The organism is Celerinatantimonas yamalensis (assembly GCF_046054155.1).
GTDB classification, from domain to species: Bacteria; Pseudomonadota; Gammaproteobacteria; order Enterobacterales; family Celerinatantimonadaceae; genus Celerinatantimonas; species Celerinatantimonas yamalensis.
This window is the reverse complement of the sequence record NZ_JBEQCT010000001.1, coordinates 392,759-409,722: the sequence shown is the minus strand read 5'-3', so window position 1 is coordinate 409,722 and position 16,964 is coordinate 392,759. Positions and strand designations below refer to the sequence as shown.

The window sequence follows — 16,964 nt, the reverse complement described above, 5'->3', positions numbered from 1 at the left end:
CAATTAGACGATTAACTCATGCCAGTACCAGTTGCGTACGACCATTGATACTAATCTGAGTCATCGATACACCAAATAACTCAGCAAGCTGCTGTGAGCTAAGGACCTGCTGCGCTGGCCCGTACATTTTAAGCCTCCCTTGATCAAGTAACAAGACATCCATTGCATAAAAAACCGCTAAATTGAGATCATGCAGTGCAAGAAGGACTGTTCGTCCCTGTTTTTTTAGTTCAAGTAGGACAGCAATCACCTGATGCTGATAATGTGGATCAAGCGCGCTGAATGGTTCATCTAACAAAATGAGTTGATGATCTGGGTTTAAACGGTGGTCACAGCTGACCAACAGATTAGCCATAGCCACACGTTGCAACTCGCCGCCAGAGAGCGCCATGAGCGTGCGCCCAACCAGTGGCTGCAATGCCAAACGCTGCACGACATCATCAATCACTTGACGACATAATGGGCTTTGGCGATGACTTGGGGCAAATTGCTCTGCCGTTAGCAGCAATTGCTCAAACACACTTAAGTAGACCCGCCGGCCGGCTTGTTGTGGCAACCAGCTCCGTTTCGTGGCCAATTCAGCCACGCTATAATCGCGCAAGGATTCCCCCGCAAAACGAATAACGCCTTGTTGTATCGGTAAATAACCCGCTAGTGCTTCTAATAGTGTGGACTTGCCTGCACCATTTGGGCCGCAAATCGCAACCATCTTGCCCGCATCAATGTCCAGTTTATCTATGTGCAAATAGCTTCTAACCTGTAACGAGGCAATATTAATCATAAGGTTTACGTATCAATAAAATAAATAAAATGGGTCCGCCGATGGTGGCCGTGATGACGCCAATAGGCAATTCGGCCCCGGGTAAGATAGTTAATGCCAAACAATCAGCCAGTAAAACGCTCAGAGCGCCAACCAACATACTCATCCATAGTAATTGGCGTTGTTCATCACCAAGCCATCGGCGCAGCACATGAGGAACCAATAACCCAATAAAGCTTATCGTTCCTGCGCAGGCAACAGCGATCGCACTCAGCAATGAAACCCATAGCACCAAACGAGGTCGCAGCCGGCGAACATCCACACCTAGTGCAAACGCATGACGCTCACCAAGCAACAGCGCATTGAGGTGTTTCGCATCACGAGCCAACATGATCACCACCACCACAAAGATTGGAGCCAACTGATAAACCTGTTGGCTAGCAAAGCTCAATGAGCCCATCAACCAATAAAGTAATTGCCGCAGATTTTGCGTTGGCGATAGATACAACAACCACGTGAGCGCCGCCCCAGCAATGATGCCAATCACGACACCAAATAATAACAAAGCCCCAGCGCTCAGTTGATAGCGCCGAGCCAAGGCAAATAATAATCCAGCCACTAACAGCGCCCCCATCAACGCCGCAAACATCACTCCCCACACGGGTAATGTCCAACCTAGTATCGCAGCGAACACCATTAAGGCCACTGCCGCTAAACTAGCGCCGGAGGAAATGCCAAGTAATCCCGGTTCAGCTAATGGATTATGCAATACAGTTTGCAGCACACTGCCGGAGCCACCTAACGCCGCCCCCACCAAAACCGCCCCGAGGGCACGCGGAAACCGTAATTGCCAAAATATTTGCTGGGAAAGATTCGAATGGGCGCTGAACAATGTCTGCCATTGCAGAGCATAATCACCTATATTCAGGTGAAGTATAAAAGCGCCACATAATCCACAAAGCGCAAACCACCAGCACCATGACGAACGCCTAAATGGCGGCAGCATCTTTATTGATTGAGTTGTTGGCATTCATCTTGACTCATTGCTTGCACGAGTAATGCCGCTCGTTGACCAACTTGAACATTTGCGTTAGGAAAAACCACCGATTTCGGGCCATTTTCCACTCGCACCATTTGTTCGTCTTGATACGCGAGCACATCGCCGTCATAAAACTCAGTGAAATTAGATAGTTCATCGGGGAAGTTTAAGCGGAAATTAGCTTGCTTACGGATGATCACATCGGTGACCCGAAACCAGCAGCATCGCTGCCAATCGGGCTTGCCCCAATCAATGACAGGCGTTGTAATCAAAGCGCGGACTGCTTGATCAAGCAATTGTAATCGGCGCATATCATTTTGCCCAAATGGATGGACACGGCCTAATTCGATAGTAAATGCGAACGCCTGATGGGTCGCAGCACTATGGTAACTAAACGTCGTAGTGGCTTGGTGGAAAAATAACACACAATCAACACCGCATTTCTGTAAAAAAGCCAGTTGTGATAGATCATGGGCCCGCTCAGGAATATATGGGGCAACTGCAAATTTTTCATGGATTGATTCGCGGATGGCAGTATGTAGATCGTAGTGTAAGCGCACAGCATTTGGCCAAAGTGCATAAAAATCGGCCATCCACCGCTCCAATTGCGCAGCACGCTGATGCTCACCATCTTCAGGATGTTGAGTATGAGCACCGGCAAACAATCGGTTCAAGTTAAACTTCAATTCTCGGCTCTTGGCAACCATCGCCAATGGATGACCAAAGATGAGTAACAACGGATGACAAATCTGCAGATGGCCATCCAATAGATCATTGAGTAATGTATTTAACCATTCGATAGGGGCCGTTTCATTACCGTGAATCCCCGCGGAAAGCACAATTGCTTTATGCTGTGCGTGTAGATGAGCAGGCGTAACTTGGATGACGCCAACACCGACCAACCTCATCGTACTGCCATCTGGCATGCATGTACTTGCCCCAGGTTGTTCATTAGGATGAGTCAGTAAATACTCAAGGTAATTGAATGAAAAAGGTAACATAAGCAAGCTTCCCGTTGTTTCTCTCTATTATGCCTTGCCTACCCACGAAACTAAAATGCTTTAAAAACATAAAAATAGCCCGCAAATGCGGGCTATTAAATGAGTAGCTAATCTTTTTATTCAATTGCAGGATAGGACTTGAGCTTCCAAATGGTGTCAACATAGTCTTGAATTGAGCGATCTGAGTTAAATTTCCCAACACTCGCCGAATTAATAATCGCCATTTTGGCCCAGCGTGCTTTATCTCGGTAGGCTTGATCTACAGCTTGCTGGGCACAGATATATGATTCATAGTCCGCTAAGCATAAAAATGGGTCACCGCCATCTAGCAAGCTGCGTTTAATCGACGCCAAAGCTCCCGGCTGATTTGGCGTGAAATAATCGCTATCAAGCCAGTCTAGAATGGCTTTAAGCTCCGGATTATTGTAGTAATAATCGCGACTATTATACCCAGCTTTAAGCTTGCTACTGACCTCATCGGCAGATAACCCAAAGATAAATATATTTTCATCACCAACCTCTTCGCGGATCTCAACATTGGCGCCATCCATAGTACCAATAGTTAACGCACCATTAAGAGCAAACTTCATATTGCCAGTACCAGATGCTTCTTTGCCCGCTGTAGAGATCTGTTCTGACAGATCGCCTGCTGGGATCATCTGTTCTGCTAAAGAGACACGATAATTCGGCAAAAATACGACCTTGATTTTACCTTTGATGCGTTCATCGGCATTAATTCGCTCACCAATTTTGTTAATCCCAAAAATGATATCTTTAGCCAGCTTATAACCTGGTGCGGCTTTAGCCCCAAAAATAAACACGCGGGGTTGAATATCCAGATCAGGGTCTTGCAATAAGCGTCGATACAACGTCAGGATATGCAACATATTCAAGTGCTGACGTTTATACTCATGAAGTCGTTTAATTTGAATGTCAAAGATAGCCTCTGCACTAACCTCAACCCCTGTAAGTTGCAAAATCACCTTAGCCAGATCCTGCTTATTTTGGTGTTTGATCGCCATAAAACGCTTCTGAAATTTAGGATCATCTGCTTTAGCGACGACTTGACGTAGTAAGGTTAAATCAGTTGGCCAATGCGTTCCGACGGCCTCATCAAAAAGCGCCGATAAACGCGGGTTACACGCTTTTAACCAGCGCCGCGGGGTAATGCCGTTTGTCACATTAGTAAAGCGCTCCGGCCAGAGCTCATAAAAATAGGGAAATAGTTCTTTTTTAATGAGCTCACTATGCATGTAAGCAACCCCGTTCGTTTTAAAACATCCTACGACGCCCAAATAGGCCATTCGCACCATGCGCGGATTTCCCTCTTCGATAATCGACAGCCGTTGCTTCATTTGATCGTCATTGGGCCATTTTTTGGCGACAACTTCATCTAAAAAGCGATGATTAATCTCATAGATAATCTCCAGATGCCGAGGTAGCACATGTTCAAATAGGACAACATCCCATTTTTCTAATGCTTCAGGAAGTAAGGTGTGATTCGTGTAGGCAAAAACCTGTTGGGAAATCGCCCATGCCTCTTCCCATTTTAGACCTTCAAGATCGACCAATTGACGCATCAATTCAGGAATTGCAATAGTAGGATGTGTATCATTTAACTGAATGACAATTTGTTCAGCAAAATGGCTAAAGTCATCATGACGACGCTTGTAGCGGCGCAACATATCTTGTAGTGAACAGCAACAGAAAAAGTATTGTTGAGTGAGGCGCAGTTCTTTACCTGCAAGCGTTTCGTCATTGGGATACAAAACTTTTGAAATCGCCTCAGCCCTGGCTTTTTCAGCCTGCGCATCGACATACCCCCCGGCATTAAATACATCCCAATCAAAGTAATCATCCGCGCGACTTTCCCAGAGTCGCAGAATATTCACCGTATGCCCACCAAAACCAACCACAGGAATATCCCAGGGAACGCCTCGAATCATTTCGCCGGGGTGCCACACCTTACGCATTTTTCCATTGGGGCCAAATTCGGTTTCAACATAACCATATAAAGGGACTTTCTGAATAGATTCAGGACGACAGATTTCCCATGGATTTCCATAGTCACGCCAGCTGTCAGGACGCTCAATTTGATGCCCATCACGAAACTCTTGGCGAAATAAGCCATGTTCGTAGTGGATCCCATAACCAATCGCCGGATAGCCTAATGTCGCTAACGAATCAATAAAGCAAGCTGCCAAACGCCCTAACCCACCATTACCCAGTGCCATGTCAGGCTCTTCAGAACAAAGGGTATCAATATCTTGGCCGAGTTCAGTTAAGGCATCACGAGCCGTCTCAAAAATACCCAAATTATAGAGATTATTTCGTGTCAATCGCCCCATGAGAAATTCAAGCGACAAATAATGAACGGCTCGCGTATCGATGCCAGAATGTTTTTTATGCGTTTCGGTCAACCCTTCAAACACTAACTCATTGATGGCTGAACAGGTTGCTTTCCACCATGCCAGGGAATTGGCTTTAGATTCAACGGTGCCATAGGTGGTATGCAAATGACGCTGTACAGATTGTTTAAATGCTTCTTTGTCGAGATAAAACGGAAAATCCTCGGCAGCTGTCGAAACCTGAACCATAAACTGAGATCCTATATCGTGGCTGATGAAGATGGACTCAGCAGAGCTGCCGACCATCCGATAAAATCTATCCAATTGAGCGCTAATTCCCCAATCAGTAGCATGAGGTCAATCATTATTACTAACGAGCAACCGTGCAACGTAATCGCCATCTTTTACAAATCATCGAGTGCTAATTTACGAGAGATGCTCAGCTAACAACACTAATTTTACCCCTATGAGGTATAGCTTAAATTTAGGCAAATGTCACAGTTACAGTAATGAACCTATAATGATTTAGTCAACAAATTGATAGTGTCCATGAACTCGTTTGGGGACAAACCATCTTATTTCTGGAAATAGGCGCCAACGCACATAGAGTAATAACATAAAGCATAGCAATATCAGCAGCAACAACAGACTGATTTGACGCGCAGCAGATTCAAAATGCATGATCAAATTTGCAGCTTCCATGGCAAGAAAGACCAACATCGCGTTATAAGGCAAAATATGATTACGAAAAAAACCATAGGCTAATGCTGCGGGCACAATCCCCATGGCCAGCATAATTAACACCGTAGTGACGCCATCGCCCATACCCCGGCCTATCCAAAAACCCGCTAACACAGCGACCATCGCTTGTAACACCCCAAGTCCCCTAACCCACCAAACATACCCTCGATAGCGACGATATATAACAGGGTTAACCATATGACTAATCGCGTGAGCGGCGGTTGCAGGCGGTATTGAAGCGGAGCATAGCTGTTCGAAAATTTGCTGCTTACTTATCTCTCTAGCATAGCCTTGTTGGATCAACGCGTTAATCGCGCTTCTATTCATTGCAATCTCCTCATGGATGTAAAAGCGAATACATTTTGATACCACAACATTAGTTAAGCCTACCAAGATGTGCGCATAGATACAGACAACGCGAGTAAAAGATAAAAAAATACCTCTTTTGGACATGCCAAAAGAGGTATCAAATGCATTCTTATGCTGTGCCGCTATAATCCAGCTTTAGCAAATGCAGCGCTAACAATTTGCTGCGCTTCTTGTTCGATCTGTTTTAGATGGGCTTCGCCTTTGAAGCTTTCCATATAGATTTTATAAATATCTTCAGTGCCCGATGGTCGCGCTGCAAACCAGCCACTGGCGGTAACAACTTTAAGTCCGCCAATTGAAGCGTCATTACCGGGTGCTTTGGTCAATTTAGCAATAATCGGATCACCAGCCAATTCAGAGGCTTCAACCAATGATGGATCTAACGACTTAAGCACTGCTTTTTGTTCAGCACTAGCACTAGCTTCAAAACGTTGATAGATAGGCGAGCCAAACTGTTCGACCAGTTGCTCATAATGCCAAGATGGATCATGCCCAGTCACGGCAATAATCTCAGCGGCTAATAACGCCAGAATAATTCCGTCTTTATCAGTACTCCACACCGTTCCATCGAAGCGCAAAAATGATGCGCCAGCACTTTCTTCACCGCCAAAGCCAAAATCACCATGATAAAGGCCGTCGACAAACCATTTAAACCCAACCGGCACTTCACATAATTGGCGCCCCAATTTGCCGGCCACTTTATCGATCATCGAGCTTGAAACCAGTGTCTTACCAATGGCAGCAGTTTTAGGCCAATGCGTCCGATGCGTAAATAAATACTCAATGGCCACGGTGAGATAATGATTAGGATTCATGAGTCCTGCCGATGGAGTAACAATACCATGCCGGTCGTAATCAGGATCATTGCCGACCGCAATATCAAACTGATCTTTGTATTGGATTAGCCCCGCCATGGCATAAGGTGATGAACAATCCATGCGGATTTTGCCATCTTTATCTAGCGACATAAATGAAAAGGTCGGATCAATACGGTCATTAACCACTTCAATATCAAGCCCGTAAGTTTTAGCGATCACTGGCCAATACGCCGCGCCTGATCCCCCGAGGGGATCAACACCAATGTGTACTTTCGCCTTGGCTATCGCATTCATATCAATCACATTCTTAAGATCATCGACATATGGTTGAACATAATCATAGGCTTGAATACCATCAGCTTTAATTGCTTGCGGGTAAGGCATACGCTTCACCCCTTCCAAGGCATTCGCTAATAATTCGTTAGCACGGTCTTGAATAATTTGCGTGACTGAAGTATCGGCAGGTCCACCGTTGGGCGGATTATATTTAAACCCACCATCACGAGGCGGATTATGCGATGGCGTTATAACGACACCATCAGCTTTTTCATCATGAGCGCCATTGTAGGCTAAGATCGCGTGAGAAATGACTGGCGTAGGAGTAAAACCAAAATCTTGCTGGTAGCGCACCGCCACGCCATTAGCAGCAAACACCTCCACCGCAGAGCAAAAAGCACTCTCAGATAACGCATGGGTGTCTTTACCTAAAAACAACGGGCCATCATAGCCTTGTGCCTGACGATACTCGGCAATAGCCTGGCTGATTGCAAAAATATGCGCTTCATTAAATGCGCCATCACTTGCACAGCCTCGATGTCCTGAGGTACCAAAATTAACCAACTGACTGGCTTGACTTGCATCAGGTTGAATCAAATAGTAATCAGTCATCAATCGAGGAATATTGGTCAGATCCTGCGATTGCGCTTTTTGCCCAGCTCTTGGGTGGATAGCCATAAAAAATACCCCATGAAAAAGAATAATCTATATGTAGCATAGCTACTATATTGTATTAACAAGTGCCTCAATATCGCTATCAGTATATCCCATACCACGCATCAGCTGAGAGATAATCAAACGTTTGCGACTCGTGTTGGTATTTGTAATCACCCAAAATGGTGATTCGGCAATAGGTTTAGGCTTAGTTGTTTTACCGCTTGCTAACAAGATTTGCTCGCTGGTCGCGAAATAAACCCGTTTATTACCTTTTATTTCACTAGCCCTAGCAAAACTTTCGGGATTGGCCTGATACAGATAACTGAGCAATAACATAAAACGTTTAACACAACTATCCTGCTGTGTTAATAGCGCATGATCCACAAGATCATGCAGACTACGACACGGTTCAGTTGAAACAGTGACAACTTGGGTGAGCAGTGTTGACTGATCAACATTGAGCAGTCGGCGTAAAATATGTGAAGCACTCTCGCCGATATGCTGAGTTTGGCTCGCGATATAATGATAGAGTTCTTCGTCGATTTCGATAGACTTCATATGCGTTAAAATTGACCACATAGCATTGAATAACTACAAATATTATACATAGCATCAAAAAATTCTCGACTACTGATTGCGCTTTAAAGCGTTCTAGATAACAAATGTCTTTCAGAGAACTTGAGATAGAAGGTCTATTCACGGCAAAATAGATCTTCCCTATCATCCATATGGTGAAGGCCATCTATGCCACTCTTATATACAAATGCGCTTCCTTACCAAGGCACCGCAAAACATCCGCAAGCTGTTTTCTTGATCCACGGCTTATTTGGCAGCGGCGATAATTTGACGTCCTTGGGAAAATATCTCAGTAAAAATTTTCAAGTTTACCTCGTCGACATTTTTAATCATGGCCAATCCCCACGCATGGACAGCATGAATTATCGCCAACATGCTCGAGCTTTCTTAGAGACCATGAATGAGCTCGGCGTCAATGACGGCTATCTTGTCGGTCATTCAATGGGAGGGAAATTAGCGATGGCAAGCGCGCTATTAGCACCTGAACGCATCACAAAACTAGTTGTGGCCGATATGTCCCCAGTACGTTATCAACACGCTCATAAGCAAGAATTTGCTGGCTTGAATAGCGTCCAGCTCGACCAAATCAGCAATCGTCGTGATGCCGATACGCAATTGGCACAGTACATAGACAATAGCGGAGTACGACAGTTTTTACTTAAATCACTCAAACGAGAAGGTCCGCGCTGGCGCTGGCAATTTGACATCGCCAATTTACAAGCTCACTACAACGATATTATCGATTGGCCGTTCGAGCAGGAACGATTTGCTGGCCCGACTTTATTTATCAAAGGACAATTGTCAAGTTACATTCAGTTGACCTACCAAAACGCTATTGTTTCACAGTTCCCTAATGCCCAGATAAAAATTATTGCGCAAGCAGGACATTGGTTGCATGCCGAAAAGCCTCAATTATTTAATCGGTTAGTCAACCAATTTTTCATGCCAGAAAATTAACACCCATTCACCCTTTATGCTATAGTCCGCTTCTAAATTATGTAAGGTCTATAGCTTGCCGAGGATTGTTTTTCAATTCAGTATATAATTGCAACTAAAGGCTAGGTTTTTCGCCTGAGGTAATTCAGGCCTTGATCATTGCTAGTATGTAGGTTTATGGCAAAACAGAATACGGATCGAACCACTATCGATCTGTTTGCAGATGAAAAACGTTCTGGCAGACCAAAAACGAATCCCCTACCCAGAAAAGAACAACTTCGGGTAAATAAGCGCAATCAGCTTCGGCGTGATCGCCAAAAAGGGATGAAGCGTATTGAGCTGAAAGTGGGGAATGATTTGTTTGATGCCCTAAATGGGATAGCTCAAGAGCAAGGGATTAGCCGTAGCGAACTCATAGAACAGATACTTATTGAGCATGTAGCTGTTTTAACGACAGAACCACCACGATAGAAACAGGTAAGAGTTATGGCAAGCGTTGGATTATTCTTCGGTAGTGATACCGGTAATACCGAAGCAGTTGCCCAGATGATTCAAAAAGAGCTGGGTAAAAACATGATCGATATTTTTGATATCGCTAAATCGACAAAAGAAGATATTGATAACTACTCATTGATCCTCATTGGTATCCCAACTTGGTATTACGGTGAGTCACAGTGTGATTGGGACGACTTTTTCCCTGAGCTGGAACAGATTGATTTTTCTGAAAAATTAGTCGCTATTTTTGGCTGCGGTGATCAAGAGGACTACGCAGAGTACTTCCTGGATGCAATGGGAACAGTACGCGATATAATCGAGGCCAAGGGCGCCACAATTATTGGTCACTGGTCAACTGAAGGCTACGAATTTGAAGCCTCTAAAGCATTAGTCGACGAGCATCATTTTGTGGGTCTTGGTATTGATGAAGACCGCCAACCAGAGCTGACAGAAGAACGTGTAACAGCTTGGTGTAAACAGATCTATGATGAGATGTGTTTAGCGGAATTAGAAGACTAAATGATTCTTCACCAAATAAGCTGACCCATCTGCATGGGTCGGCCATTTTGGTTTACATCAAAATGGATGCTCTTCGCCCTCAGAGCTTATTCCCGCCTCATTGATCTAAACTTTTCAGTGCACTTGCCGTTACCTATTCTGAGTATTTAACAGATTGGTAAAGTCTATGCGACAACTATTTTTTCTAATATTTATTATCATGCTTCCAACATCAGCTTGGGCAAATTTATGGTATGTCGTCGATGCACAAGGGCAGATGCACTTTAGCGCCCACTATCAAGGTCAAAAATGGCGCTTATTGATGCGTAGCGCTTCGGGCAGTGAAATGCCCGCGAGGTTTCGCATTAAACGCGATACGCAAACTGAATTACTGGCCAAACGCATCAATGCTCGGCAAGTTACATCGGCAAATGTCGAGCCAGTAAACAATACCGCATCCAAACCATTTGCTAAATTAATAGCCCAATCTGCTAAACGCTATCAATTACCCTATCATTTAGTTCGAGCGGTGATCGAGGTAGAATCCAGTTATCAACATCGAGCCGTCTCCCAGGCTGGCGCCATGGGACTAATGCAGCTCATGCCAACAACCGCAAAACGCTTTAATCTAGCTCATCCCTTTGAGCCAGCGGCCAATATTAATGCGGGTTGCAAATATCTCAAACTGCTTCTTGATGAATTCCAATCAACTCCCCTGGCCCTTGCTGCTTATAATGCTGGAGAGAGTGCAGTACGCCGTTATCAAGGGATCCCACCGTACCCAGAGACTCGTCATTATGTACAAAAAGTCATGGCGTTACTTAAAAGTTAGAATTAGATAGGATAAAAATTGGCTAAAAAAAGCCACTGAATCAGTCTTACCGATAAATAATGTAAAATTGATAGGTATTAGCATTATTTCGTGGTAGATTCACTAAACTCTTTAGTTGATTAGGGAAAGCCTTCGCTATTGAGTCCAAGTAAGTATTATAATGCTTGTTTGCAACACCTAATCGTTTCATTTAATCAAGCGAATAGTTTCATATGCCAGATAACAACCAAGCGCTTAAAAAAGCCGGTCTAAAAGTGACATTGCCTCGTATCAAGATCCTTGATCTGATGCAACAGCCTGATGCCGCCCATATTAGCGCCGAAGATCTTTACAAAAAACTTATTGATCAGGGCGAAGAGATCGGTCTTGCCACTGTTTATCGTGTATTAAATCAATTTGACGATGCTGGTATTATAACCCGTCATCATTTTGAAGGCGGTAAATCGGTGTTTGAACTGAATAGTCAAAACCATCATGACCACTTAGTTTGCCTAGATTGTGGGAAAGTTATTGAGTTTCGCGATGAACTCATCGAAGAACGGCAAAAATTAATTGCCAAACAAAACAATATCAGCCTCACCAACCACAGTCTTTATCTCTATGGCAATTGCCTAAATCAGGACTGCCCAAACCATGATAAATAGGGATGGACGCCTGAATCAGCGTCACAAAAAATCAGCGGCCTTCTAGCCGCTGATTTTATATCACACTTTGAACCCGTAAAGCTTCTGGATAGGGCTGAAAATAGTATTGCAGTTGCAGATAACTATCTGGATAGTGGCGTAGATGATGCTTTAACATCTCAAGCGGTGCCGTTAATGGCAACAACCCCTGTTGATAACGTAAAATCATTTCCGTCAATGCGGATTTATCAACCTTTTCTAAATTCTTTTTAAAATACCCTTGCAGATGCATCAACACATTAGTGTGTTTTTTTCGTGTCGCAACCACCCTTAAACCATCCATCACTAACTGAATATAACGCTCAGCAAGCTCCGTTAGAGGTTGCGCTTTCAGATCAGAAAGCATAGGACCCGCCTGACGATAATGACGCTCAGAATGGGCCATCAATAGCATTTTATGGCGTTGATGAAAATCCAGAAGCATAGCCGCTGTTAATCCATTTTGACATATCGTCTGCCAACGGGCATAGCTAAATAACCGACACAAAAAACTCTCTCGTAATAGCTGATCATTTAATCGCCCAGTTTCTTCGCAAGGCATAGCTGGATAGCATTTCATCAGTTTATCAGCAAATATCCCCGATTGTGTTTGGGCTAATGGATCGCCACTTTGCAAATAGACCTTCACCCGTTCCATACCACAGCTGGGTGATTTTGCGCAAAAGACAAAACCAGTCAGATCACTTGCTTGCTCAACGAGTTCATCACTTGCAAAAACCAGCGCATCAGTGACATCTAAATCAGCTTTTTTACTACCAATCACTCGCAATTGACCATCAATTGAAGCTAATCGAATCGCAGGACGCGGCACCCCTAATCCTGCCTTCACTTCTGGGCAAAATGGCACAAAAGTGACCCATTGAGCCAATTCTTTTAGCAGAAACTCAGACTGCTTATGCCCCCCATCAAAACGAACTTTTTCACCAATAGTACAAGCACTCACGCCTAAGCGAGGTTTGATAACTTCATTGAGTGGTTGATCAGTATCTGACATAACTATCTATTCCTCATTAACGTTGGCACCCCTGATATCCCCACACGGGCATCATATCTTGTGGAATATGCAAGTGATCAAGAATGCGACCAACCACATGATCAATCAGATCTTGAATGGTTTGTGGTTGATGGTAAAAACCAGGAGCCGCCGGCATGATGTCAACCCCTAACCTCGCCAGTTTTAACATGTTTTCTAAATGGATAGCCGAGAAAGGCATCTCTCGCGGGACTAAAATTAACTGACCACGCTCTTTAAGGACCACATCGGCCGCACGCTCAATTAGATTATCTGACAACCCTTGGCATATCGATGCCAATGTTCCCATACTGCAGGGGCAAATAACCATCTGCTTCGGTGCAGAGGAACCTGATGCAACGGGTGAAAACCACTGCTCTTTACCCAATCGCACAATTTGCCCTGGCGCTGCACCGTAATGTTCGACCATATAGGCATCAAAAAGATCATCAGCAGCAGGCCAGCGCTGCTCAACCTCAGTCGCTAGAACAACCTTGGCAGCACTTGAGAGGAGTAAATAAACTTTCCTATCAGCTGCAACTAGTGACTCTAATAATCTTAAGGCGTAAGGAGCCCCTGATGCGCCAGTTATTGCCAGTGTAATTGCTTGCAAGCCTTATTCCTTATCATGATTCAATCGAGGCAGTCTGCCAAAAAGTCGCGAAGGCGCCAAGTGAAATTACAAGTTATCAGAGATTATTGCTAGCTAACTAACCGTTTTGTCATCGCATTCTCGAAAAATCATCTGTCCCAAACTATGCTAAATAATATACACCCTAAATGAATATTGATGTCATTATCAGATGAAATACATGAGCTGGGGAGATGTAAATGCCAACAACCAAAATCCCCCTGAATAAGTTGACTATTGGCCACTATGTGAACTTGCCTTTAAGCTGGACAATGCATCCTTTTTTACGCAGCAGCTTTAAGGTCAAAAGCGAAGATGAATTAATTGTCTTACGCAATTTGCCATTTGATGAAATTGACGTTGATCTAGATAAATCAGACATTCAGGTCTCCGTCACGATACCTTCATTTAATCATTCTGCATTCGTGGCACCTATAGCACATCGTTCGATAAACGCAGCCGAGAAATTCCAACAACAACAAAAGAGACAGCAACGCAAAACTGAGCGATTGTATAATGATCATATTGAATTATTAAAAAATTCTATTTCACATTTGAATAGTAATCCAACACTGGCCTATACCGAACAGCTTCACTGCGTTGAAAATCTTTGTAAGAGCATTCTTACAAAACAGCATCACCCCAATGTGTATTTAATTTTAAATGCAAAAAATGGCGATCACATATTTCAGCATAGCTTGAATGTCGCAGTATTAACGATTCTTGTAGCAAAAACCCTTAACTATCATCATGGGTCGACACAGCAGTTAGCGCTTGTTGCACTCATTCAAGATCTTGGAATGCTGCGAGTCCCTTATCAAATCCGCCATAAAAAAACAGAGCTCAGCAGCGTTGAGAAAAATTATTATCAGGCTCATGTCGGATATAGTGTCGAGCTGTTAAGACGGGCTAGCTTTCCTAAAGAGTTAATCGAGTTAGTCGCCTTACACCACGAACGCCTTGATGGCAGCGGTTATCCAAAAGGGGTCAATGAAATGTCGGAGATGGCGCAGTTAATTCAGGTCACAGACTACTATGATGTACTGATTAATCCGCCGCCTTGGCAAAAAGCAATTCCCCCGCAATTGGCTATCGCTGTATTACTTAAAAATGCTGGAAAACTTTTTAACAGACAGGTTGTGGAAGCGTTAGCTCTTTCACTGGGGATCTACCCGCCCGGCACATGTGTACAACTTGATGATAAGCGCTACGCATTAGTTGCAGCGAGTAATCCAGATGATAAATTAAAGCCCTATGTGAAAGTGCTATCCGAAGATGGCGATGCTCAATTTGATGAGCTTCCCATCGACGATCTACAGATGCTCAATACAACGATTAAGCACACCCCAAACTTTGAGCAGTTACCAGAGAATATCGCCAAATCGTTATCGACATATCACCTCGATTTCAGCCATCACCCAGAGGGTAAATAAGTGCCTTTGGATTGCTTATGATTTAGACAACCTGTTCGCTATAAGCTGAATTATTTGCTTCATATCAAGAAAATACACGACAGCCCCTTTGCCATCGAAGCAATACAAGGTACATTACCTCATCATAGTTTTATGACTGACACTATATTAGTATTGGAGTTTTCATGGAAAAACCAAATAATCAGCAAATGTCCCAAGTGCTGGAGCTAGTCTCGATGGCTCGCCGCCGTAATAAATTAAAACGGGATATGATCGATGTGGCAAATAAAATCCGTGATAATCGTAAACGTGTTGAGCTACTTAACAACTTATCCGATTATGTTCATGAAGAGATGTCTTTTCGTGAAATCATGGCGATTGTTGAAAACATGAAAAATGATTATGAAGACCGAGTTGATGAATATACCATCGAAAATGCGGAGTTATCTAAAGAGCGTCGCGAACTGTTCCGTAAAATTCGTACAGCTAAATCTGACAAATAGCTAAGCACTTACCAAGCCGCCCTTCCAGCGGCTTGATTGTTGCTATATCGCCCAATAACCTTCTTCTAAACTGTCTTCTCGTTCAGGTAGTCCTCGGCTTAATCGCGGGGAGGATTGTATTAAAACATCGTAGCTCACTCGATTTGCATATTTGCAGATCTGTGACAATGATGAATAAGTTAAAAATGGTTGTGCATGTTTCGCTGATTGAGGAACACTCAGGCGGTGATATCGATTCGCAACGATGTCATGTAAAATCGCAGCTAACGCGCCATCGCCTGCTCCATTCGTATTCAGGATCTGTTGAGGACCACCTAAATAGGGTGCAATATGACTATATATTTTTTTCGGCTTAGAGCAATCACAGGCGCGCATCGCGCGGCTAAATTCATAATAGTTGAACTGCTCCATGCCGTCATCTGAGCAAAGAGGATGACGGGTTTGACGAAGCGCCTCGCTATCACAATAACCTCCCATGTATAAGCCTTGCTCACCGGCAGTGCATAATACTAAATCACAGCTTTCTAAGGCGATATCGACAGCTCGCAGCGGATCGCTCTCCCCCGTTAACGCACAGGCTTCTTGCTCATTCATCGCAAGAATATCAACATGCTCACGTACAAACTGTTGCCACCAAGTAGGGTCTTGGGCAATCAGATATTGAGTACCAAGAGTTAATACCACGGGAATTTTAGCTTGATGCGCATAGTCGATGGCCTTCATACACGCTTGCATGATCGTCTCATTAACGCTAGTACGGACCAAATAGGCAGAAATCAGTAGCGCGCAACTTTTGCTAATCAGCGCTTGCGATACAGCTTCAGGCTGCAGACAGTTCATTTTTCCCTTACTAATCCCAAAGGTGCGTTGACCATCTTCTGAGATAAGTGTGAAGCAGCGTCCAATGGGTCCATCAACGGGTTGTAAATACTGCAGATTCACTTTACTAGACGTATTACACAGATATTGATAAGCAAAGCTGCCTACTTGAATACTTTCAGACATAACGCCGAGCAAGTATGATGGTGAATCTGCCAGTACCGAGTAGTTATGAGTGGTATTTGCGACCGTTCCACCCGCAAAACAACGCACGTGATCAGGTAACTCTGCAAGTGCTTGAACAAGCCGTTCAGTTTGTTCATCTTCTAACAGCGACGACTCACCAATAGGTAAACCAAATGAGGTGATAAACTCTCGGCTCACCGTCGCCTCGATATCAACCATCACTTGGTCGATGCCCACTATGTAACTGTTCTCAACTGCTAAATGTGAATTAGCTTTGTACAACAGAGGGTCTCGTTCACTCACTGGAAAATAATGTTTTGTCTTACGACGACCGGGAAACTTCATAAAATCTATGTTCAACCAAAACGAATG

The 16,964-nt window shown here is 44.0% G+C and carries 17 protein-coding genes; 7 read left to right on the top strand and 10 right to left on the bottom strand.

Going from position 1 to position 16,964, the window contains the following annotated elements; translation table 11 throughout:
- Nucleotides 1-16: 16 nt before the first annotated feature.
- The 7 genes from ABUE30_RS02055 to ABUE30_RS02025 form a co-directional block, all read right to left on the bottom strand.
- Complete coding sequence (locus ABUE30_RS02055) at nucleotides 17-781, bottom strand: ABC transporter ATP-binding protein (protein ID WP_408622012.1); 765 nt, start codon at nucleotides 779-781, stop codon at nucleotides 17-19.
- Nucleotides 774-1,790 (bottom strand): FecCD family ABC transporter permease, encoded by a 1,017-nt coding sequence (locus tag ABUE30_RS02050; RefSeq protein WP_408622011.1) that lies wholly within the window; start codon nucleotides 1,788-1,790, stop codon nucleotides 774-776. Before ABUE30_RS02050 ends, ABUE30_RS02055 begins: the two co-directional genes overlap by 8 nt.
- Nucleotides 1,769-2,800 carry a succinylglutamate desuccinylase gene (gene astE, locus ABUE30_RS02045; protein WP_408622010.1) on the bottom strand — a complete coding sequence of 344 codons (1,032 nt, stop codon included), beginning with the start codon at nucleotides 2,798-2,800 and terminating at the stop codon, nucleotides 1,769-1,771. The genes ABUE30_RS02050 and astE overlap by 22 nt, the downstream gene beginning before the upstream one ends.
- 116 nt (nucleotides 2,801-2,916) lie before the next feature.
- Nucleotides 2,917-5,397: a glycogen/starch/alpha-glucan phosphorylase gene (locus ABUE30_RS02040; protein ID WP_408622009.1), complete on the bottom strand. Its 2,481-nt coding sequence runs from the start codon at nucleotides 5,395-5,397 to the stop codon at nucleotides 2,917-2,919.
- Between the two features lie 276 nt (nucleotides 5,398-5,673).
- Complete coding sequence (locus ABUE30_RS02035; protein ID WP_408622008.1) at nucleotides 5,674-6,216, bottom strand: hypothetical protein; 543 nt, start codon at nucleotides 6,214-6,216, stop codon at nucleotides 5,674-5,676.
- 164 nt (nucleotides 6,217-6,380) lie between these two features.
- The gene (gene pgm / locus ABUE30_RS02030; RefSeq protein WP_408622007.1) at nucleotides 6,381-8,030 is read right to left on the bottom strand and encodes a phosphoglucomutase (alpha-D-glucose-1,6-bisphosphate-dependent); all 1,650 of its coding nucleotides are present in this window, start codon (nucleotides 8,028-8,030) and stop codon (nucleotides 6,381-6,383) included.
- Between the two features lie 45 nt (nucleotides 8,031-8,075).
- The gene (locus ABUE30_RS02025; protein WP_408622006.1) at nucleotides 8,076-8,567 is read right to left on the bottom strand and encodes a replication initiation regulator SeqA; all 492 of its coding nucleotides are present in this window, start codon (nucleotides 8,565-8,567) and stop codon (nucleotides 8,076-8,078) included.
- Between the two features lie 186 nt (nucleotides 8,568-8,753).
- On the opposite strand from ABUE30_RS02025, the gene ABUE30_RS02020 reads away from it, so the two are divergent.
- From ABUE30_RS02020 to fur, 5 genes are all read left to right on the top strand, one after another.
- Nucleotides 8,754-9,542 (top strand): alpha/beta fold hydrolase, encoded by a 789-nt coding sequence (locus tag ABUE30_RS02020; RefSeq protein WP_408622005.1) that lies wholly within the window; start codon nucleotides 8,754-8,756, stop codon nucleotides 9,540-9,542.
- 156 nt (nucleotides 9,543-9,698) lie between these two features.
- Nucleotides 9,699-9,992, top strand: coding sequence for a LexA regulated protein (gene ybfE / locus ABUE30_RS02015; protein WP_408622004.1), 294 nt, complete (start codon nucleotides 9,699-9,701; stop codon nucleotides 9,990-9,992).
- A gap of 15 nt (nucleotides 9,993-10,007) precedes the next feature.
- Nucleotides 10,008-10,535, top strand: a complete 528-nt coding sequence (gene fldA, locus ABUE30_RS02010) for a flavodoxin FldA (protein WP_408622003.1) — start codon at nucleotides 10,008-10,010, stop codon at nucleotides 10,533-10,535.
- A 166-nt stretch (nucleotides 10,536-10,701) separates the two neighbouring features.
- Nucleotides 10,702-11,346 carry a lytic transglycosylase domain-containing protein gene (locus ABUE30_RS02005; RefSeq protein ID WP_408622002.1) on the top strand — a complete coding sequence of 215 codons (645 nt, stop codon included), beginning with the start codon at nucleotides 10,702-10,704 and terminating at the stop codon, nucleotides 11,344-11,346.
- A gap of 212 nt (nucleotides 11,347-11,558) precedes the next feature.
- The gene (fur, locus tag ABUE30_RS02000) at nucleotides 11,559-11,990 is read left to right on the top strand and encodes a ferric iron uptake transcriptional regulator (protein ID WP_408622001.1); all 432 of its coding nucleotides are present in this window, start codon (nucleotides 11,559-11,561) and stop codon (nucleotides 11,988-11,990) included.
- A 55-nt stretch (nucleotides 11,991-12,045) separates the two neighbouring features.
- Here fur and ABUE30_RS01995 read toward each other — a convergent pair whose 3' ends face one another.
- Entirely contained in the window at nucleotides 12,046-13,023 is a 978-nt protein-coding gene (locus tag ABUE30_RS01995; RefSeq protein WP_408622000.1) for a YbgA family protein, read from the bottom strand.
- Between the two features lie 16 nt (nucleotides 13,024-13,039).
- A complete protein-coding gene (locus ABUE30_RS01990) occupies nucleotides 13,040-13,654 on the bottom strand; it encodes a flavin prenyltransferase UbiX (protein WP_408621999.1) in 615 nt (204 codons plus the stop codon).
- A gap of 218 nt (nucleotides 13,655-13,872) precedes the next feature.
- Between ABUE30_RS01990 and ABUE30_RS01985 the strand changes: the two genes are divergently transcribed.
- A complete protein-coding gene (locus ABUE30_RS01985; RefSeq protein ID WP_408621998.1) occupies nucleotides 13,873-15,105 on the top strand; it encodes an HD-GYP domain-containing protein in 1,233 nt (410 codons plus the stop codon).
- A 164-nt stretch (nucleotides 15,106-15,269) separates the two neighbouring features.
- Nucleotides 15,270-15,587, top strand: a complete 318-nt coding sequence (locus ABUE30_RS01980) for a DUF496 family protein (protein WP_408621997.1) — start codon at nucleotides 15,270-15,272, stop codon at nucleotides 15,585-15,587.
- A 42-nt stretch (nucleotides 15,588-15,629) separates the two neighbouring features.
- Here ABUE30_RS01980 and ABUE30_RS01975 read toward each other — a convergent pair whose 3' ends face one another.
- On the bottom strand, nucleotides 15,630-16,937 hold the full coding sequence (locus tag ABUE30_RS01975) for an inosine/guanosine kinase (RefSeq protein ID WP_408621996.1): 1,308 nt from the start codon (nucleotides 16,935-16,937) through the stop codon (nucleotides 15,630-15,632).
- Nucleotides 16,938-16,964: the final 27 nt, after the last annotated feature.